Annotated in this window: 15 protein-coding genes and 1 tRNA gene; 5 read left to right on the forward strand and 11 right to left on the reverse strand. The window is 69.7% G+C overall.

All coding sequences use genetic code 11. The features are described 5' to 3' along the window. Positions 1–170 precede the first annotated feature (170 nt). Positions 171–1,169: a sigma-70 family RNA polymerase sigma factor gene (locus tag QR77_RS14985; protein ID WP_040022255.1), complete on the reverse strand. Its 999-nt coding sequence runs from the start codon at positions 1,167–1,169 to the stop codon at positions 171–173. 154 nt (positions 1,170–1,323) lie between these two features. Between QR77_RS14985 and QR77_RS14990 the strand changes: the two genes are divergently transcribed. Then, positions 1,324–1,887: a GNAT family N-acetyltransferase gene (locus tag QR77_RS14990; RefSeq protein WP_040022256.1), complete on the forward strand. Its 564-nt coding sequence runs from the start codon at positions 1,324–1,326 to the stop codon at positions 1,885–1,887. A 116-nt stretch (positions 1,888–2,003) separates the two neighbouring features. On the opposite strand, the gene QR77_RS14995 is transcribed toward QR77_RS14990, so the two are convergent. Next, positions 2,004–2,786 carry a class III extradiol ring-cleavage dioxygenase gene (locus tag QR77_RS14995; protein ID WP_040022257.1) on the reverse strand — a complete coding sequence of 261 codons (783 nt, stop codon included), beginning with the start codon at positions 2,784–2,786 and terminating at the stop codon, positions 2,004–2,006. Between the two features lie 150 nt (positions 2,787–2,936). Between QR77_RS14995 and QR77_RS15000 the strand changes: the two genes are divergently transcribed. Beyond that, positions 2,937–3,488 (forward strand): MarR family transcriptional regulator, encoded by a 552-nt coding sequence (locus QR77_RS15000; protein ID WP_052488759.1) that lies wholly within the window; start codon positions 2,937–2,939, stop codon positions 3,486–3,488. A 145-nt stretch (positions 3,489–3,633) separates the two neighbouring features. On the opposite strand, the gene QR77_RS15005 is transcribed toward QR77_RS15000, so the two are convergent. Both QR77_RS15005 and QR77_RS15010 read right to left on the reverse strand, forming a co-directional pair. Continuing rightward, positions 3,634–5,181, reverse strand: a complete 1,548-nt coding sequence (locus tag QR77_RS15005) for an MFS transporter (RefSeq protein WP_040022259.1) — start codon at positions 5,179–5,181, stop codon at positions 3,634–3,636. A 289-nt stretch (positions 5,182–5,470) separates the two neighbouring features. Next, the gene (locus QR77_RS15010) at positions 5,471–6,124 is read right to left on the reverse strand and encodes a TetR/AcrR family transcriptional regulator (RefSeq protein WP_040022260.1); all 654 of its coding nucleotides are present in this window, start codon (positions 6,122–6,124) and stop codon (positions 5,471–5,473) included. 400 nt (positions 6,125–6,524) lie between these two features. On the opposite strand from QR77_RS15010, the gene QR77_RS15015 reads away from it, so the two are divergent. Beyond that, the gene (locus tag QR77_RS15015) at positions 6,525–7,934 is read left to right on the forward strand and encodes a M6 family metalloprotease domain-containing protein (protein ID WP_078877810.1); all 1,410 of its coding nucleotides are present in this window, start codon (positions 6,525–6,527) and stop codon (positions 7,932–7,934) included. 12 nt (positions 7,935–7,946) lie between these two features. Here QR77_RS15015 and QR77_RS15020 read toward each other — a convergent pair whose 3' ends face one another. The 7 genes from QR77_RS15020 to QR77_RS15050 form a co-directional block, all read right to left on the reverse strand. Continuing rightward, positions 7,947–9,692 (reverse strand): class I adenylate-forming enzyme family protein, encoded by a 1,746-nt coding sequence (locus tag QR77_RS15020; protein ID WP_173476307.1) that lies wholly within the window; start codon positions 9,690–9,692, stop codon positions 7,947–7,949. Between the two features lie 137 nt (positions 9,693–9,829). Next, positions 9,830–10,591, reverse strand: a complete 762-nt coding sequence (locus tag QR77_RS15025) for an SDR family oxidoreductase (RefSeq protein ID WP_040022262.1) — start codon at positions 10,589–10,591, stop codon at positions 9,830–9,832. A 239-nt stretch (positions 10,592–10,830) separates the two neighbouring features. Further along, positions 10,831–11,406, reverse strand: coding sequence for an isochorismatase family cysteine hydrolase (locus QR77_RS15030; protein WP_040022264.1), 576 nt, complete (start codon positions 11,404–11,406; stop codon positions 10,831–10,833). A gap of 124 nt (positions 11,407–11,530) precedes the next feature. Continuing rightward, positions 11,531–13,147 (reverse strand): MFS transporter, encoded by a 1,617-nt coding sequence (locus QR77_RS15035; RefSeq protein ID WP_236711111.1) that lies wholly within the window; start codon positions 13,145–13,147, stop codon positions 11,531–11,533. 110 nt (positions 13,148–13,257) lie between these two features. Beyond that, on the reverse strand, positions 13,258–13,707 hold the full coding sequence (locus QR77_RS15040) for a MarR family transcriptional regulator (RefSeq protein ID WP_040022265.1): 450 nt from the start codon (positions 13,705–13,707) through the stop codon (positions 13,258–13,260). A 150-nt stretch (positions 13,708–13,857) separates the two neighbouring features. Beyond that, positions 13,858–15,180 (reverse strand): ThuA domain-containing protein, encoded by a 1,323-nt coding sequence (locus tag QR77_RS15045; RefSeq protein WP_040022267.1) that lies wholly within the window; start codon positions 15,178–15,180, stop codon positions 13,858–13,860. Between the two features lie 167 nt (positions 15,181–15,347). Further along, positions 15,348–16,529 (reverse strand): FAD-dependent monooxygenase, encoded by a 1,182-nt coding sequence (locus QR77_RS15050; protein WP_040022269.1) that lies wholly within the window; start codon positions 16,527–16,529, stop codon positions 15,348–15,350. A gap of 185 nt (positions 16,530–16,714) precedes the next feature. Between QR77_RS15050 and QR77_RS15055 the strand changes: the two genes are divergently transcribed. Then, entirely contained in the window at positions 16,715–17,707 is a 993-nt protein-coding gene (locus QR77_RS15055; protein ID WP_040022270.1) for a GntR family transcriptional regulator, read from the forward strand. A gap of 73 nt (positions 17,708–17,780) precedes the next feature. Then, a tRNA-Arg gene (locus QR77_RS15060) sits at positions 17,781–17,853 on the forward strand. The last annotated feature ends 36 nt before the right edge of the window (positions 17,854–17,889 follow it).

Raw genomic sequence — 17,889 nt, forward strand, 5'->3', positions numbered from 1 at the left:
CCCCGCGACCCCGGCCCACAAGCCCTACGCCCCCGCCCCCGGACACAGGTGAGCCCCGGCACCTGGGGGGGGTTGGTGCCGGGGCTCGTCTGAGGGGGCCGACGAATCGGCCGCTACGCACAAACAAGCTGTGCGGATACGGGTGACACTACGGCTGCGGAGCGGCTGCGTCACGCCGCCGCGTCGAAACCTGTGTCGCGAGCCATTTTCTTCAGCTCCATGAGCGCGTGCTTCTCGATCTGCCGGATGCGCTCACGAGTCAGGCCGTGCTCCTTGCCGACCTCGGTCAGCGTGCGCTCGCGGCCGTCCTCGATGCCGTAACGCATCTTGATTATGGACGCCGTTCGCTGGTCGAGCCTGCTGATCAGGTCTTCCAGCTCCTCGCTGCGCAGCAGCGTCATCACGGACTGCTCCGGCGACACCGCCGAGGTGTCTTCGAGCAGGTCACCGAACTGCGTGTCCCCCTCGTCGTCCACCGACATGTTCAGGCTGACCGGGTCACGTGCCCAGTCGAGAACATCGGTAACACGTTCGGAGGTGGAACCCAGCTCCTTGGCGACCTCCGCGTGCTCCGGATCACGGCCGTTCTCGCGATTGAACTCGCGCTGCACACGCCGGATCCTGCCCAGCTCCTCCACCAGGTGGACGGGCAGCCGGATGGTCCGGGACTGGTCGGCTATGGAGCGGGTGATGGCCTGACGGATCCACCACGTCGCGTACGTCGAGAACTTGAAGCCCTTGGCGTAGTCGAACTTCTCCACCGCGCGCACCAGGCCCGCGTTCCCCTCCTGGATCAGGTCCAGCAGCGGCAGTCCGCTGCGCGGGTAGCGGCGGGCGACCGCCACCACCAGGCGGAGGTTGGAGCGGATGAAGACGTCCTTCGCGCGCTCACCCGCCGCGAACAGCGCTTCGAGCTCCTCGCGCGAGGCGCCCCCGGCGTCGCTCTCCACCTCACCGTCGAGGATATGGCGGGCGTACACACCTGCTTCAATGGTCTGGGACAGCTCGACTTCCTTTGCGGCGTCGAGCAGCGGCGTACGTGCGATCTCGTCGAGGTACATGCCGACCAGGTCGCGGTCGGCGATCTCCCCGCCTACGGCGCGAACACTGCTTGCCGCTTTCGTCCCACCGGAAGTGGTGGTACGACGGGCGACGGCACGGGTTGCCATGCGAGCTCCCTTACTGGAATGAGTAGGTCGCGACACCCTCCCGGGTGCCCTGCATCCGTTGGTAAGAACGACTGGAATCCGGACAGAATTCCCCGGGCCTGCGTTGATTTTCGGGCTGATGCAGTACCCTGTTGCGGCGCCACGGGGAGGCACAATGCCGCAGACGACGACAGACACCGAGGTCAGAGCGGGAGTGGAGGCCGATATCGGCCCGCTCACGGATCTTTACAACCACTACATCCGTGAGACCGCCATCACGTTCGACACCGTCGCGCTCACCCCCGAGAACCGGTTGCCGTGGCTGCGTTCCCACCGTGAAGACGGGCCGCACCGGCTTTTGGTTGCTCAGGATGTCCCGTCTGCCCGCATTCTCGGGTACGCGACCAGCAGCCCGTTCCGCCCGAAGGCCGCGTACTCCACCTCCGTGGAGGTGAGCGTCTACTGCGCCGCCGAGGCCGTCGGGCGCGGCGTGGGGACGCTGCTCTACAGGTCGCTCTTCGAGGCGCTTGAGGGCGAGGACGTCCACCGCGCCTACGCCGGCATCACCCAGCCCAACGAGGCGTCGGAGCGGCTGCACAAACGCTTCGGCTTCCAGTACTTGGGGACGTACGGCGAGGTCGGGCGGAAGTTCGGCCGGTACTGGGACGTCGACTGGTACGAGAAGAACCTCGACTCGCCCACACCGGTCGCCCCGCCGCCGCCCGGGACGCGGCCCTGACCCGCGAGGGCCCCATGGGGGCGGGTCCGGAGGCCCCAACCCCCGAGTGGAAGCCCCTACTTCCACCCCGCCCCCGCGCCGGCCGGCGCCGCTCAGGGCCGGTCGGCCGGTTCGGATCAGCCGAACTGGACGGACCGTTTCGCCAGGCCCATCCAGAAGCCGTCGATCATGCTCCGCCCGCTGTCCAGCTCGCCCTCAGAGGCGCCGAGCGTCACGAACAGCGGGGCGAAGTGCTCCGTACGCGGGTGCGCGAGGCGGCCCGCCGGAGCCTTGTTCTCGAAGTCCAGCAGCGCGTCCACGTCCTGCGCCAGCAGCGCCCGCGTACCCCAGTCGTCGAACTCCGCCGACCAGCCTGGCACACCGCCCGCCGCCTGCCGCAGGGCGGCCAGGTTGTGCGTGAAGAAGCCGCTGCCCACGATAAGTACACCCTCGTCCCGCAGCGGCGCCAGCCTGCGCCCGATCTCCAGCAGCTTCCGCGGGTCGAGCGTCGGCATGGAGACCTGGAGAACGGGAATGTCAGCCTCGGGGAACATCTCCACCAGGGGCACATAGGCGCCGTGGTCGAGCCCCCGGTCCGGCACGTCCTGTACGGGCGTACCCGCGCCGCGCAGCAACTTCCGGACGGATTGCGCTAGTTCGGGCGCTCCGGGAGCGGCGTACCGTACAGCGTAATAGTGCTCGGGAAAGCCCCAGAAATCGTGCACGAGCGGCACGGTCTCGGTCGCTCCGAGCGCCAGCGGAGCCTCTTCCCAGTGAGCGGAGACCATCAGGATCGCCTTGGGACGGGGGAGCTTCGCCGACCAGTCGGCCAGCTCGCGGGGCCAGAGGGGATCGTCGGCGAGGGGCGGGGCGCCATGGGACAGATAGAGGGCGGGCATCCGCTCCGCGACTTCGCGCATGACATCTCCCGGCTTACTTGAATCATCAAGCATTCGCTTCAGGGCATACCTTAACCTGATCTAGTTCAACATTCAAGAAAATCCGACAATCTGACAAGCAAGACAACCTGCGGGAAACGACCCGCGGGCCGACCAAGTGGAGTGGGGTCCATGACCGACGGCAGTAAGGACGAGGAGCCACGCGAGCCGAGTGAGCCGGGCGAGCCGGGCGAGCCGGGCGAGCCACGCTGGCTCAGCGGCGAGGAACAGCGCGTCTGGCAGGCGTACCTCCAGGCCACGCACCTGCTGGAGGACCATCTCGACCGTCAGCTCCAGCGCGACGCCGGAATGCCGCACATCTACTACGCCCTGCTCGTCCACCTCTCCAGGGCGCCCCGGCGCCGGATGCGGATGACCGAGCTGGCCATGACCGCCAAGATCACCCGCTCGCGGCTCTCCCACGCGGTCACCCGGCTGGAGAACCACGGCTGGGTCGAGCGCGAGGACTGCCCGTCCGACAAGCGCGGGCAGAACGCGATCCTGACGCGGAAGGGCGAGGACGTGCTGCGGCGGTCGGCGCCCGCGCATGTCGCCGCCGTACGGCAGGCGATCTTCGACCGGCTCACCCCCGAGCAGGTCGGGCAGCTCGGCGAGATCATGCGGGTCATGGCGGAGGGGCTCCAGCCGGAGGGTACGGGCGCGGATCTGCCCTGGCGCCGCTGAGTCGCGGCGGCACCAGGGCAGATCCTTGGTGGAGCGGTGGAGCGGTGGAGCGGTGGAGCGGGCGGAACGGCGGTACGGACAGGCAGTACGGCCGTACCGCCGCTGCGGCGTCGCCGCGTCGCAGCGGCGGCGTCAGCGCGTCCCGTCAGTGCATCGCCACCGGGATCCTGAGCTCGTCCTCGTCCCCGTCGGCCCCCTGCGTCTCCGAAGAGGAGACCTTCGAGGCACCGGGCCGTCCGGCGTTGATGAACGTCAGCGCGATCGCCGAGGCGACGACCAGGATGCCGACCGCCCACCAGATGGCGCTCGTGTAGCCGTGCACCAGGGCCTGTGCCTGGAACAGCTTCTGGTTGCCGCCGGCGGCGGCGGCCAGCGTGTGCCCGGCGACGTACGCCGTGGTGGCGGAGGCGGCGATCGTGTTCAGCAGTGCCGTACCGATCGCACCGCCCACCTGCTGCGAGGTGTTGACCATCGCCGAGGCGACACCCGCGTCCCGCGGCTCGATGCCGTGCGTGGCGAGCGACATGGCCGGCATGAACGCCGTACCCATACCGAGGCCGAGCAGCACCATGCCGGGCAGGATCACGCTGGCGTACGGCGAACCGACCTCCAGCCGCGTCAGCAGCAGCATGCCGACGGCGGCGAGGGCGAAGCCCGGGCCCATCAGCAGGCGGGCCGGGACGCGGTTCATCAGGCGGGCGCCGACCTGCGTCGAGCCCGTGACCATGGCGGCGACCATCGGCAGGAACGCGAAGCCGGTCTTGACCGACGAGTACCCCTGGACGACCTGGAGGTAGTAGGTCAGGAAGAGGAAGAGACCGAACATCCCGATGATGGCGAGGCCCAGCGACATGTAGATGCCGGCGCGGTTGCGGTTGGTGACCACCCGCAGCGGCAGCAGCGGCGCCTTGACCTTCGACTCGACGAGGGCGAACGCGGCGAGCAGCACGACGGTCGCGACGAACAGGCCGATCGTCACCGGGTCGGACCAGCCGTCGGAGGCGGCGCGGGTGAACCCGTACACCAGCGAGACCAGGCCCAGGGTGGAGAGCACCACACCGGGGACGTCCAGCGGCGAGCGGTTACGGCCGCCCGCGGGCTCCCTGATCACGAAGAACGCGCCGAGGGCGGCGATGATCGCGAACGGGATGTTGACGAAGAACGTCCAGCGCCAGTTCAGGTACTCGGTCAGGAATCCACCGAGGAGCAGACCGACGGCGCCACCGCCACCGGCGATCGCACCGAAGATGCCGAACGCCTTCGCGCGCTCCTTGGCGTCGGTGAAGGTCACGGCGAGCAGCGAGAGCGCGGCCGGCGCGAGCAGCGCGCCGAAGAGGCCCTGAGCGGCACGGGAGGTGAGCAGCATCGCCTCGTTGCCGGCGGCGCCACCGACGGCGGAGGCGGCCGCGAAGCCGAGCAGGCCGATGACGAACGCGCGCTTACGGCCCCACAGGTCGCCGATGCGGCCACCGAAGAGGAGCAGACCACCGAAGGCCAGCGCGTAGGCCGTGATGACCCACTGCTTGTTGGCGTCGGATATGTGGAGGTCGGTCTGTGCGTGCGGCAGTGCGATGTTCACGATCGTCGCATCGAGCACGACCATCAACTGGGCGAGCGCGATGAACACCAGCGCCGTCCAGCGCTTGGGGTCGGTGTGTCCGATATCCGATCGGACTTCTGCTGTTTTTGGCATGGAGGGATCCACCTAAGGGTGCGAAAAGGCGAAAAGGTACGCAGGTGCCGGCGACGCTGCCGGACCCGCAAGGTCTGGAATCACCCGGGTGTTGAGCCGCCGGGTTGAGGAAGTGACGACGTGGAAGTGACGACGTGGTGGACGGACGGAGCTGGATCGGGTCCTACGGGGTGGGCTGTACGGCACCGGCCCGGGCGGTCGTGACCTGGCGGTCTTGACCTGACAGTCGTGACCTGGCGGTCCTGTCCGGGCGGGGGCCGTAGCCGGAAGTCATGGGTTCATGGGCGCGTCACGGAGCGGCGCGGCGCAGATCCTCCAGAGTCGCGGCAGAGCCGGACAGTCGGGACCGGGCCGGTGCCTCCAGGCCGTCGAGGAACAACTGGAGATGCCGGTGGGTGAACCGGTCCATATTCAGACACCCCGTACCCGGAAGTGGTCGGGTGAGCTGGGACAGCGCCACCATCAGGTCGCCCACGGCGACGTCGTCACGCAGCCGTCCCGCCTGCCGGGCCCGCTCCATCAGCGCTTCCACGGCGCCTTCGAGGCGTACGCGGGCCGCGTCGAGATCGGGCCGGTCGACGGTGAAGTCGCCGGAGAGCATGGGGCACAGGGCCCCGATCCGCTCGTCGGCGGCGGCGTGCACGAAGTGGCGCAGCGCGGTGAAGGGGTCGCCCTCCTCCGCGGCGCCGCTCTCGGCAAGGTCCGCCGTACGGGCCATCACGGAGAGGACGACGTCGTGGATGAGGGAGGTCCGGTCGGCGAAGTGCCGGTACAGCGTGGCATTGCCGATGCCGGCCCTGCGGGCGATCTCGTCGAGCGGGGCCTCGGGGCCGTACTCCACGAAGATCTCACGCGCCGCCGCCACGATCCGCTCCCGGTTACGCAGAGCGTCCGCGCGCGGCCGTGCGACACGGCGCGCCTCGGGTTCGGTGGCGGTGGTCACGTCGGGCCTTCCCTCTGTTGTGCGAGCCGTTGCACGCACTGTGCGCGAACGGTCGTGAGAGTTGATGGGTTTAGCTGCTCGGGGTCCTGATCGCCCACGTCATTGCTGACGAACGGTTTACAAGCCGGACATAACCGGTTCATGAGCCGTACATAAGCGGGGACCCCCTCCCCGCTTTCGCGGGACACAGGTGCAAACGGGGATGGCATCCCCGGTTATTTCACCGGACGCCAGTGACCTGAGTCACATGCCCACTTCGGGTCTCCGCCGGGTATGTCCGCCGCGCACGCGGGTCACCACGATCGGCGCACCCAGCGAGCGCCGACACGCCGATGGACGGAGGGTGATCGAACAGAGCGCGGCCGGACCGCCGGCTGCCGCGTACCCGGAAGGCGACCGCATGCGGCAGACCCGTCGGATACGCGAGTCCGGCAGCGCCGGAACCCCTCGAAAGCCCAGCGAGTCCACCGCTTCTCACACAGCCCACGCGTCCCACGCCTCACACGCGGCGCGTACGTCCCGTAGCTCCGGAGCCCGGCCCCGGTCCCCCAAGCACCGGCGCCCCCGCAGAGCCGGTGCGCTCGCGGGCCTCGCCGCCCTCACCTTCGCGGCCCTCACCACGGCGAGCACCACGCTCCAGGCCCCCTCGCGGGCCTCGGCGGGACCGGTCGCCGCCTACGGGGACTCGGCCCTCAACCCCTGCCGTATCGCCTCGGCCACCGCCGTACAGATGTCGGAAGGCGTGCCGACCGGGGCCGGCTACTCCCCCTCCACCGGCACCGTCCGGGCCCTCAACCTCATGATCGACTTCCCGGACGCGCGAGGCTCGGGGACGGCGCTGAACCGTCTCGCCGAGTTCTTCCCGCAGACCTCCGAGTGGTTCAGGACCAGTTCGTACGGGCGTCTCGACTACCGCCCCGAGGCGCCGCTGAAGAACTGGCTCCGCATGCCGAAACGCTTCTCCGAGTACGGGATAGAGCGCGGCTCACCGTACGAGCCCGGCTACCGCGGCCTCGTCGACGACATCGTGGCCGCCGCCGACCCCAAGGTCGACTTCGGCTCCTACGACCTGATCAACGTCCTCGTCACCCCGAACGCGGGACCTTCCGCGCTGGACACCGTCCTGTCCGTGACCTTCTCCGGCAACCACGACGCCCCGCGGGCGGACGGCGTACCGCTCGCCAACACGTCCTTCGTCTACAGCCGCCAGGACGACGGCTCCGGCTCGTACACCAGCACCGGCTACCGCGTGCTGCCGCACGAGAACGGCCATGTCTTCGGCCTTCCCGACCTCTACACCATGAGCGGGGGCGGCGCCGTCGGACACTGGGACATCATGTCCGAGGACTGGGGCGTCAACAACGACCTGCTGGGCTGGCACAAGTGGAAGCTCGGCTGGCTCGACGACAGCCAGATCCGCTGCGCCCCAGGGCGGGGCACCAGCGAACAGGTGCTGGAGCCGCTGGCGACGACCGGCGGGCCAAAGATGATCTTCATACCGCTCACGGCGGAGTCCGGGTACGCGGTGGAGGTACGGACCCGCGCCGGCAACGACGAGGCGGTCTGCGAGCCCGGCGTGCTGATCTACCGCGTGGACTCCGGGGTCGACACCGGGCGCGGACCTGTCACGGTCTCGGACAGCGCCAAGAACAGCGGCGGCTGTACGCGGCGGCCCAATGTGCACGCGGAGCTGTCGGACGCGCCGTACCGGCCGGGGCAGTTCTTCGCCGACCGCGCGAACGGCGTCAGGATCAGCGTGGTCTCGGAGACGGGCGAGGGGCAGTTCCGGGTACGGGTGGAGCGCTCCTGACGGGCCTGACGGTCACGCACGGCCGTCCGCGTCCGCGTTCGCGCGGGCCCGGATGTGTGCCTGTACCGGCCCGCGCAGCTCGCGCTTGAGCACCTTGCCCGTGGAGTTCCTGGGCAGCGGCTCGTCCCGTACGAGCACATGCGCCGGCACCTTGAAGGCCGCCAGGCTCGCGCCGACGTGCGCCCGCAGCTCCCCGGCGTCCGCCGTGGCGCCCGGCCTGAGCCGTACGACCGCGGCGACCTCCTCGCCCAGGACCGGGTGCGGTACGCCGAGCACCGCGGCGTCGGCCACGTCCGGGTGGTCGTGCAGGACGGCTTCGACCTCGACGCAGTACACGTTCTCGCCGCCGCGTACGACCATGTCCTTGATCCGGTCGACGACGGTGACGCGCCCTTCCCGTACGGTCGCCAGGTCCCCGGTCCTGAACCAGCCGTCGCTGAACGCCTCCGCAGTCCCGGCCGGGTCCTGCCAGTAGCCGCGTACGAGCGCCTGGCCGCGCAGCCACAGTTCGCCCACCTCGCCCTCGGGCAGCGCCCGGCCCCCGCGCCCGGCGATCCGTACCTCGGTGGCGGGCGTCGGCCGGCCCACGCTGTCGGGGAAGGCCCGGTAGGCGGCGCCGAAGTTGGCCAGCACGCCGCCGGAGGTCTCGGTGAGGCCGTAGCCGTTGCGCGGCTCGACGCGCTCGCCGTGGCGCGCGGTGAGCCGGCGGACCAGGTCGGGCGGGGCCGCGGCGCCGCCGGTGTTGAGCATGGTGAGCGAGGGCAGTTCGTCGCCGGACTCGGTCGCGGCGTCCAGGAGCTGGAGGGCGGTGGTCGGCACACCCGAGAACGTCGTCACCCGGTGCTCGGCGATCAGCTCCAGCGCCCGGCGCGCGTTCCACTTGTGCGTCAGGACGAGCGTGCCGCCGGCGGCCATCACACCGTAGAGGCTGGTGAACGCGGCCACATGGAAGAACGGGAACGTCATCAGCGTGACGGGCGCCGGTGCCCGCCCGGGGATGTCCCCGCGGCAGAGCGCGGCGGCCGACGAGAAGTAGCCCGGGTTCATCGCGGCGCCCGCCTGGGCGAGGTGGGTGGCGACGGCGCCCTTGGGGCGGCCGGTGGTGCCTGAGGTGTAGATGACGGTGGCGTCGTCCTCGGGGCGCACCTCGACGTCGGGCGGTGCGGCGGCGGGGTCGGGCGCGGGCAGGTCCTCGTAGCGTTCGATGTACCGCTCGATGGACCGCTCGGTGCTTCCGGTTGCTGTCGCACCGTGGTGGTGGAACGTCATGATCCGCACCCGTTCCCGCTCGGCCCAGCGCGCCACGCGCGGCAGCCGCTCGCCGTCCACGAGCAGCACGCGCGGCGCGCTGTCGTCCAGCGCATACGTGAACTCCTCGTCGGTCCACCAGGCGTTGAGCGGTACGGCGACGAGCCCGGCGAGCTGGGCGCCCCAGAAGGCGATCTGCCACTCGGGGTGGTTGCGCATGGCGATCACGGCGCGGTCGCCGGGGCGCAGCCCGTACGTGTCGACCAGGCGCACGGCGAGCGCGGAGGCGGCGGCGAAGAACTCGCCGTAGGTGTACGAGCGGCTCTCGGCGACCAGGAAGGGCCGGTCGCCGTAGGCCCAGGTCGTCTCGACGAACTCGCGGAGGGTGCGCGGACCGTTCGCGTAGACCAGCGAGCCGTCCTCGGCGCGTACGACTGCGTACGGCGCCCCGGGCGCGGTCAGCGCGGCCTCGGCGCGTACGGCGGGATCGTCCGGCGGCTCCACCATCATCCGGTCCTGTCCACCTCTCCGACTTTCCAAGCGCTTGCTCAGGTTCTCCGTGCGCGGCCGACGCTATGCCGGGGCGTCGGGCCGGGTCAACAACGGGCCGCGGCGCCCGCCCCGCGCCCATCACCCGACGCGGGCGGTCAGTCGGCCTGCGCGCCGCACGTGATGTTGAGCGCGGTGCCGGTCAGCGACCTGGCGTGGTCGGAGGCGGCGAAGACCGCGACATTCGCCACGTCCGCCAGCGAGGCCGCCCGCTTCAGCATGGTCCGCGCCTCGGTCTCCTCGACGATGGTCTTCCGCCAGGCGGTGTCGACACCCGGCGGGATCGCCTCCAGGATGCCGGCGGTCTGGAGGGTGAGCGCGCGGATGCCGTACCCGCCCAGCTCGCCGGCGAGCTGCCTGCGCAGGGTGTCGAGCGCCTGGAGACCGACCTGGAGGCCGCCGAGGCTGGAGCCGAGCAGCGGGTCACCGTACCCGCCGAAGAAGAGGAGTACGCCGGAGCGCTGCCGGATCATCTGGCGCGCGGCGGCGCGTGTGGTCAGGAAGTTGGTCCGCAGCGCCGTGACGACGGGCTGCTCGAAGTCGGCCAGCGCCAACTCGGCGAGCGGGGTGCCCTGCACGACGTTGTGCGAGATCAGATTGAACGAGATGTCGATCGAACCGGTGCGTGCCACCACGTCGTCGGCGTGCGCGTCCACCGCCCCCTCGTCGAGCGCGTCGACCACGGCGGTCTCGACCCGCCCGCCGTCCGAGTCGATGTCGGAGGCCACCCGCTCCAGCGGCTCCGGCGTACGGCCGGCGAGGAAGACGTGCGCCCCTTCGTTCGCGTAGGCGCGCGCGACGGCGCCGCCGATCGAGCCGCCACCGCCGTAGATCACCGCGGTCCTGTCCTTGAGAAGCATGCAGGCTGTCCCCTCTGTCCCTCGGGCTGTAGCTCGGGTCTGTCGCTCGGGCTGTGGCTCGGGCCCGTTGACGGAACGTACGCTCCGCCAGGCCCTACGACCGGCGGAACCCGCCGAACTCATCGCCCGCGGGACAGAAAAGCGACAGCGGAAGGCCCCTGACGGCGGGAGCGATGTCCTGCCGTCAGGGGCCTTCCGCCGGTGCGCCGGGCTGCCGGGCGCGGGCGCCCCGGCGCGGCTCACTTGCCGATGGCCGCGACCCATTCGTCGACGGTCACGATGTCCGCCTGCCTCGGGAACACCTTCTCGGTGAGTACGCGGTGCACCTCGGGGTCGGAGTCCAGGCAGCCGTCCTCCAGCACCGTGAGGCGGAAGTCCAGGTCGGAGGCCTGACGCAGGGTGGACAGGACGACACCGCTGGTGGCGATGCCCGTCAGGACGAGCGTGTCCACTTCACCGGCGCGCAGCACCATGTCGAGGTCGCTGCCCGCGAACGCGCTGACGCGCTTCTTCGTCACCACCAGCTCACCGGGCCGGGGCGCGGCGTCGGGGTGGATCTCGGCGAGGGGGTCACCGTCTGCGAACCCGCCGCCCGCCGGGGCGCTGCCCGCGATCGCGCCGAAGCTCTTGTTGCGGGCGCTGATCTCGGGGTGTCCGGCGCGGAAGCCGACCACGACGTAGATCACCGGTACGCCGGCGACGCGTGCGGCGTCGATGGCCCGGCGCAGGCGCGTCAGGTACTCGGGGTCCTCGGCGATGAAGCGGTCGACGATGCCTCGCTGGACGTCCATCACGAGGAGGGCGGTGTTGCCCATGCGTACGGTCCTTTCGCTTTGCTGATCGTTCTTGTCGTTCTTGTCGTTCTTGTCGTTCTTGCGGTCTTGCGGTCTTGCGGTCTTGCGGGTCTTGCGGCGCTGTCGCGCCCGCTTTGTGCTACCGCTACCGCGCCGACTCGGCCTTGTAGTGCCGGCCGCGCAGGACCGAGGCGATCGCAGCGACCACCGCCATCCCGGCGGCGACGGTGAAGACGACAACGAGACCGTGGTGGAAGGGCCCAGAGACCAGCTCGGGGAAGAACTCCTTCCCGGTCAGCGTCTTCGCCTGGCCGGGCGACACCGTCCTCAGCACACCGCTCGGCTCCAGCAGGTGGCTGATCGGGTTGTTGCCGAGGAACGTGGCGAACAGCGTGCTCACCGGCGGCAGCCCCGCCACCTGGTCCGCCGTACTCGCCGGCACCCCCTGCGCCTGCAACCCGCTGGTCAGCGCGTGCGGCAGCCGGGTGGCCAGGCCGGAGATCATCAGCGAGAAGAACACGCCGATCGACAGGGCCGTACCCGAGTTCTGGAACGTCGAGCGCATCCCTGACGCGACCCCGCGCTGCTCCGGCGGCACGCTTCCCATGATCGCCGAGGTGTTCGGCGCGGAGAACATCCCCTGTCCGAGCCCGCTCAGCAGCAGCAGTCCGGCGAACTCGGGATACGAGAAGTCCACCGGCAGGCTCAGCAGGCCGACGAACGACAGCGCCACCAGGCAGAGCCCGCCGGTGGCGAACAGCCGGGCGCCGAAGCGGTCGGACAGATAGCCGGACAGCGGACCGGCGATCAGGAAGCCGACGGTCAGCGGCAGCATGAAGATGCCCGCCCACAGCGGGGTGCGCTCGAAGTCGTACCCGTGCAGCGGGAGCCAGATCCCCTGGAGCCAGATGATCAGCATGAACTGGAGCCCGCCGCGCGCGATCGCGGTGAGCAGCGCCGCCAGATTGCCCGCGGCGAACGCCCTGACCCGGAAGAGCCCCAGCTTGAACATCGGTTCGGCGATCCGCGTCTCCGCCACGCAGAACACGACGAGCAGCAGCACGCCGGCGCCGAGGCCGCCCAGCACCACGGGGTTCGACCAGCCGGTCGGGTCGTCGCCGTACGGCTGGATGCCGTACGTGATGGCCGCGAGGATCGCCCCCGTACCGAGCGTGAACGTTATGTTGCCGACCCAGTCGATACGCCCGGGCCTGCGGGTGCCCGTCTCGCGCAGGCTGCGGTACGACCAGATGGTGCCGATCACACCGATCGGGACGCTGACCCAGAACACCGCGCGCCAGTCGATGACGGCCAGCAGCCCGCCGGCGAGCAGCCCGAGGAACTGTCCGGCGAGCGCGGTGATCTGGTTGACGCCGAGCGCCATGCCGCGCTGTCTGGCGGGGAAGGCGTCGGTGAGGATGGCGGCGGAGTTCGCGGTCAGCATCGCGCCGCCGAAGGCCTGCACGATGCGCCAGCCGATCAGCCATACCGCGCCGGAGCCGCCCTTGAACGGGTCGAGGGAGAGGGCGAGCGAGGCGGCGGCGAAGATCGCGAAGCCTATGTTGTACATCCGGACCCGGCCGAACATGTCGCCGAGCCGGCCCAGCGCGACCACCAGCACGGCGGACACCAGCAGATAGCCCAGGATCATCCAGAGCAGATAGCCGATGTTGCCGGGGGCGAGCGGGTCGAGGCCGATGCCGCGGAAGATGGCGGGCAGCGAGATGATCACGATCGAGCTGTCGACGGAGGCGATCAGCACACCGAGGGTGGTGTTGGAGAGGGCGACCCACTTGTAGCGGTCGCCGACCGGGGAGTCCCTGCGCGCGAGGGTGTTTTTGTTGGCGCCCTGCTTGCCGTCCTTGCCGAAACTCACAGCCGCTCCGCCAACCTGTCGAGCAGCGGCAGCACCGCCACGAGCTTGCGGCGCTCCGCCGCGGTGAACTCCTCGTCGAGCACGGTGGTGAGCCGCTGGACGGACTCCGACCGCCGGTCCATCAGCACCTGACGCCCCGCCTCGGTGACGGTCATCACTGCCCGCCGCCCGTCGGCGCTGTCCTGCCGCCGGCGCACCAGGCCGCGTTCTTCGAGGGCCGCGAGGGTGGTGGCCATGGCCTGCGGGCGTACGCGTTCCAGCTCGGCCAGCGCGCCGGGCGAGTCGGCGCCGTCGCGGCTGAGGCGCGCCAGGACGGACACCTCGGAGAGGGTCACGTCACCGACGGCGTGTGTCTGCCGCAGTCGGCGGGCGATGCGGGCGACGGCCAGTCGTATCGCCGCTCCGGCCTGTTCCGCGTCGTCGGACGCGGCTCCGATCTCGTTCATATTTAGTAACAATAGACTTATCAATCAACCGGAAGCATCCCGCCCCGCCACACACGAAAGTCTCCCGGCGCGCATGGTGCGCACCGGGAGACTTTTACGGCTGATACGGCTGATACGGCTGATCAGACCGGCAGGGAGGGCTACTGGCCCCTACGGCTGCTGGGTGAGCTGGAAGGACTGCGCGGCCGAGCCGTTGCAGGCGCTCTGTACGAGCTGCGCGCCGTCCGTCGTGTTGGCGGGTGCGCTCAGGCACTTCCCGCTGTGCCTGGCCGTGAAGTGGTAGCGGCCGGAGGTCTCGGCGACCGCCTTCCACTGCTGGTTCGTGCCGCCCGTATAACTCCAGAGCTGGAGCGCGGCGTTGTCGGCGAGCGAGACGTCCCGTACGTCGACGACCTGCTGCGGGTTCGCCCGTATCCCGATGCGGGAGAAGCCGCCGTCCGTCGCACGGATCTGGTACTGCTGGGCGCCGGTGCCGTTGCAGGCGTACTGGGTGATGTCGGTGCCGTTCGCCGTGGCGGCGGCCTTGGCGTCGACGCACTTGCCGTTGGCGCTGTTGGCGAGCGTGTACCACGCGGTCTCGGAGATCGGGCCGCCCGGCGGCGTACCGCCACCGTCACCGACCTGGCCGGTGCCGAGCCACTTCAGGCTGTCGATCAGGTAGCGGTTCTGGGTCTCGCTGGCGAACGTCGACGACAGGCGGGTGTTGTTGCTGTAGTTCATGTCGTTGTGCCCGAAGTTGTTGTAGACCATCTTGTACTGGGTGTTGGTCCACAGGATCGGGTAATAGCCGCTGGTCCAGTCCTGGTTGGGGTCCGTACCGAGCGGGAAGCTCACCGGGTCGACCGAGGCCAGGATCTTGATGTTCGGGTTCTGCCTGAGGTCGTTGCTCCAGCTGTACCACTCGCTGACAGCGGACGTGAAAGTCGCCGGCAGGTTCGCGGTGTTGGGCAGGGAGTGGTCCTCGACCTTCAGCGTGGCGGCCTCGGGGCCCCAGGTGTTGGTCTGGAAGTTCCCGGATCCCAGGAAGTCGTTGTAATACCAGGGCCATTCACCGGCGTTGGTGGTGAAGGCGGACACATGGAAGCCCATCCAGCCGCCGCCGCCCCGCATGTACTGCTCGAACCCGCTCCGCTGGGCGGCGCCGTGCGGCGCGTCGTCCAGGAAGAGGATCACTTGGTACTGCTTCAGGTCTGAGACGTTCGACAGCCTGTCCCAGTTGTTGGTGGCCTCGTACGAGAAGTTGTTGGCCGCCGCGGTCTTGGGGAACCACTCGTTCGCTTCTTTGACGAAGTCGATGTGGGCGGCGTCGTAGGTGCCGCTGTAGAAGGCGAGCACCTTGAACGCCGCGGCCGCCGGCGCCGCCGGTGCCGCGACGGCGCCCGAGGCGGGAGCGGCGGTCAGGCCGAGCAACAGGCCCAGCATCGCGAGCAGTCCCAGGCCGATCTGTCTCACACGGGCTTTGTTCCTGGCCATCCGGGATGGTCCCTTCCTCTGCCTACGTGGGGGGTGAGGCGGTCACACTGTCGTGCATATGACAACCCTCTCGCTGAGTAAAGAAGTGAACCAACCCCCTGTCAAGGCTTTGGTATGGACCATCATGGCGAAGGCCGCCGGGATGACCGGTCGCAGCCCGGAAACCCTCAACTGTCCAGCGAAATCGCGTTCTTGGCCCGCTCGATGGATTCCTCGGCGGCGCGACTGCCCGAATTCTCGATGGCGAGCTCCTGGTTGAGCTCGACGAACGGCCGCAGGCGCTCCTCGTAACGGGCGAAAGCCGCCCGGTGCCCCACACCCACGCCCCCTCCCGCACCCTCCAGGACCTTGCCGAGTTCGTCGGCGAGCACGTAGGCCCCCACCAGGGCCACACTCGTACCCTGCCCGGAGAGCAGCGACGGACTGTAGCCCGCGTCGCCGACCAGCGCGCACCTGCCACGCGACCAGTGGTCCATCCGGACCTGGGCCACCGCGTCGAAGTAGAAGTCGGACGCCGCCCACATGCCCTTCAGCAACTGCGGTGTGTCGCCGCCGAGATGGCCGAGGCCGCCGGCGACGAGCGCCTTCTGCTGCTCGATGTCCCGGTGGTCGTAGGCGGGCGGCTCCGACCTGAAACCGAGGGTGGCCCTGATCTCCGAGTTGTCGCGCACCGGATAGAGGCAGTAGGTCGCGGTGCCGTCGTCGAGCCACACCTGCCAGTTGTCGAGATTGACGAAGTTGTCGGTACTGAAGACGGCCACATGGGGACCGAGCGGACGGAGGTACCGCCCGTCGTCACACCCCTCGTCGCCGAAGGCGAGCTGCCGCACCTTCGAGCGCAGCCCGTCGGCGCCGATCACGAGGTCGAAGGTACGGGCGGGGGCGCGCTCGAAGCTCACGCGTACGCCGGCCCCGCCCCCGCCCCCCTCACCCTCCCCGTCCTCATCCTCATCGTTGTCGAGCGTGGCGATGGAGTCACCGAAGAGGTACTCGACGCCCTCGCGCGTCCGCCCGTACAGCAGCTCGGTGAGGTCGTCGCGCAGCAACTCGATGTCGTCGCTGTCGAGTCGTCCGCTGCTGAGAGTCATCTCCGTGGAGCGCCAGACCTCCTTGCCGTCGCCGTCGAGCATGGTCATGCCGCCCATGCGGGTACGGACGGCCCGCGCCTCCGCCAGGAGCCCCATCCGGTCGATGACGTCGAGCGCGACACCCCGGACGTCGAGCGCCTGCCCGCCGGGACGCAGCGCGGGGGCGCGCTCGACGACGGTCGGCGCGTAGCCGCGACGGCGCAGCCAGTGGGCGAGTGTGAGGCCGGCGACGCTGGCGCCGGAGATGAGCACGGTCTTCATGGGCTTTCCCTTCCAACGGTGTACGCACAGGAGCGCACGCCGTGAATATACGCCGTACGCACAGTGCCCCCAAGTGCGGTTACGGCCATCCTGTACTAGCCCAGAGAGGCTCTTTCCCCACTTTCCGCTGATAGCCTCTGTGCTAGTACAGCCGAAAAGATTTACGAAATAGAGGGAGGCCCCGGATGGTCGGCGAACGCGACGTTCCGCCCTATCTGCGCATCGTCGCCGAGATCCGCCGACGCATCGCCGAAGGCGAACTCGCGCCCGGCGACCGGGTCCCGTCCATCCGCCGGATCGCCGAGGAATGGAACGTCGCGACGGCCACCGCGACAAAGGCGCTGACGGCCCTGCGGCAGGAGGGCCTCGTACGGGCACGCGCCCGCGTCGGCACCGTGGTGGCAGCGCCACGCCACCGCCCGGCCCAGGCCACCGGGGCCGCCCAGCCCCGTACCCCACCCACCGCCCCGGACCAGGAACTGACCCGCGAACGTATCGTCCACGCGGCCATCGAGATCGCCGACACGGAGGGACTGGCGGCCCTGTCCATGCGCGGGGTCGCGGCGCGCCTGGGCGTCGCGGCGATGTCCCCGTACCGCCATGTGACCGGCAAGGACGACCTGGTGTCCTTGATGGCCGACACCGTCGCCGCCGAGATCACCTATCCGAGTGACCCCCCGGCGCACTGGCGGGCCCGCCTGGAGTGGGGCGCCCGCTCACTCTGGTCACTGCACCGCGCCCACCCGTGGCTGACACAGACCGGCCCCCTCACCCGCCCGCTGGTACTCCCGAACCTGATGAGGTACTCGGAGTGGATGCTGAGCGCCCTGGACGGCCACGGCCTCGACGCCACAACGATGCTCAACCTGAACGTGCTGCTCTACAGCCACGTCCAGGGCCTGGCGGCCCAGCTCGAACGAGAAGCACAGGCCGTCGACGTCACGGGCCTGACGGACGACCAGTGGCTGGACACCCAGACCCCGGCCCTGGCGGCGATCACGGAATCCGGCGACTACCCCACGTTCACCAGGGTGGTCAGCTCCCTCGGCACGACGGGCTACGACCTGCGCCTGGACGAACTGTTCGAGATCGGCCTGAGCTCAACGCTGGACGGCCTGACGGTACTCATCGAATCCCACCCCCCACCACCGCCACCCCGCCCCCACCGAAACGCCTGAGCCGCCCCCACGCACCACCCGCTACACTATGGGCCGTGGCGCAGGCTCCAACGGCCCGCACCAGCACAAGACTGCCTTCGTAGCTCAGGGGATAGAGCACCGCTCTCCTAAAGCGGGTGTCGCAGGTTCGAATCCTGCCGAGGGCACAGCACGTTAAGCCGCTGACCTGGGGTTTCTCCCCC

It is taken from the genome of Streptomyces sp. 150FB (assembly GCF_000818195.1).
Taxonomy (GTDB): Bacteria; Actinomycetota; Actinomycetes; order Streptomycetales; family Streptomycetaceae; genus Streptomyces.

Coding starts and splice junctions, on each gene's coding strand:
- QR77_RS14985 (WP_040022255.1), bottom strand. CDS start 1,169: ATGGCAACCCGTGCCGTCGCCCGTCGTACCACCACTTCCGGTGGGACG.
- QR77_RS15030 (WP_040022264.1), bottom strand. CDS start 11,406: ATGGGCAACACCGCCCTCCTCGTGATGGACGTCCAGCGAGGCATCGTC.
- QR77_RS15045 (WP_040022267.1), bottom strand. CDS start 15,180: ATGGCCAGGAACAAAGCCCGTGTGAGACAGATCGGCCTGGGACTGCTC.
- QR77_RS15020 (WP_173476307.1), bottom strand. CDS start 9,692: ATGATGGTGGAGCCGCCGGACGATCCCGCCGTACGCGCCGAGGCCGCG.
- QR77_RS15050 (WP_040022269.1), bottom strand. CDS start 16,529: ATGAAGACCGTGCTCATCTCCGGCGCCAGCGTCGCCGGCCTCACACTC.
- QR77_RS15040 (WP_040022265.1), bottom strand. CDS start 13,707: ATGAACGAGATCGGAGCCGCGTCCGACGACGCGGAACAGGCCGGAGCG.
- QR77_RS14990 (WP_040022256.1), top strand. CDS start 1,324: ATGCCGCAGACGACGACAGACACCGAGGTCAGAGCGGGAGTGGAGGCC.
- QR77_RS15015 (WP_078877810.1), top strand. CDS start 6,525: ATGCGGCAGACCCGTCGGATACGCGAGTCCGGCAGCGCCGGAACCCCT.
- QR77_RS15025 (WP_040022262.1), bottom strand. CDS start 10,591: ATGCTTCTCAAGGACAGGACCGCGGTGATCTACGGCGGTGGCGGCTCG.
- QR77_RS15000 (WP_052488759.1), top strand. CDS start 2,937: ATGACCGACGGCAGTAAGGACGAGGAGCCACGCGAGCCGAGTGAGCCG.
- QR77_RS15055 (WP_040022270.1), top strand. CDS start 16,715: ATGGTCGGCGAACGCGACGTTCCGCCCTATCTGCGCATCGTCGCCGAG.
- QR77_RS15005 (WP_040022259.1), bottom strand. CDS start 5,181: ATGCCAAAAACAGCAGAAGTCCGATCGGATATCGGACACACCGACCCC.
- QR77_RS14995 (WP_040022257.1), bottom strand. CDS start 2,786: ATGCGCGAAGTCGCGGAGCGGATGCCCGCCCTCTATCTGTCCCATGGC.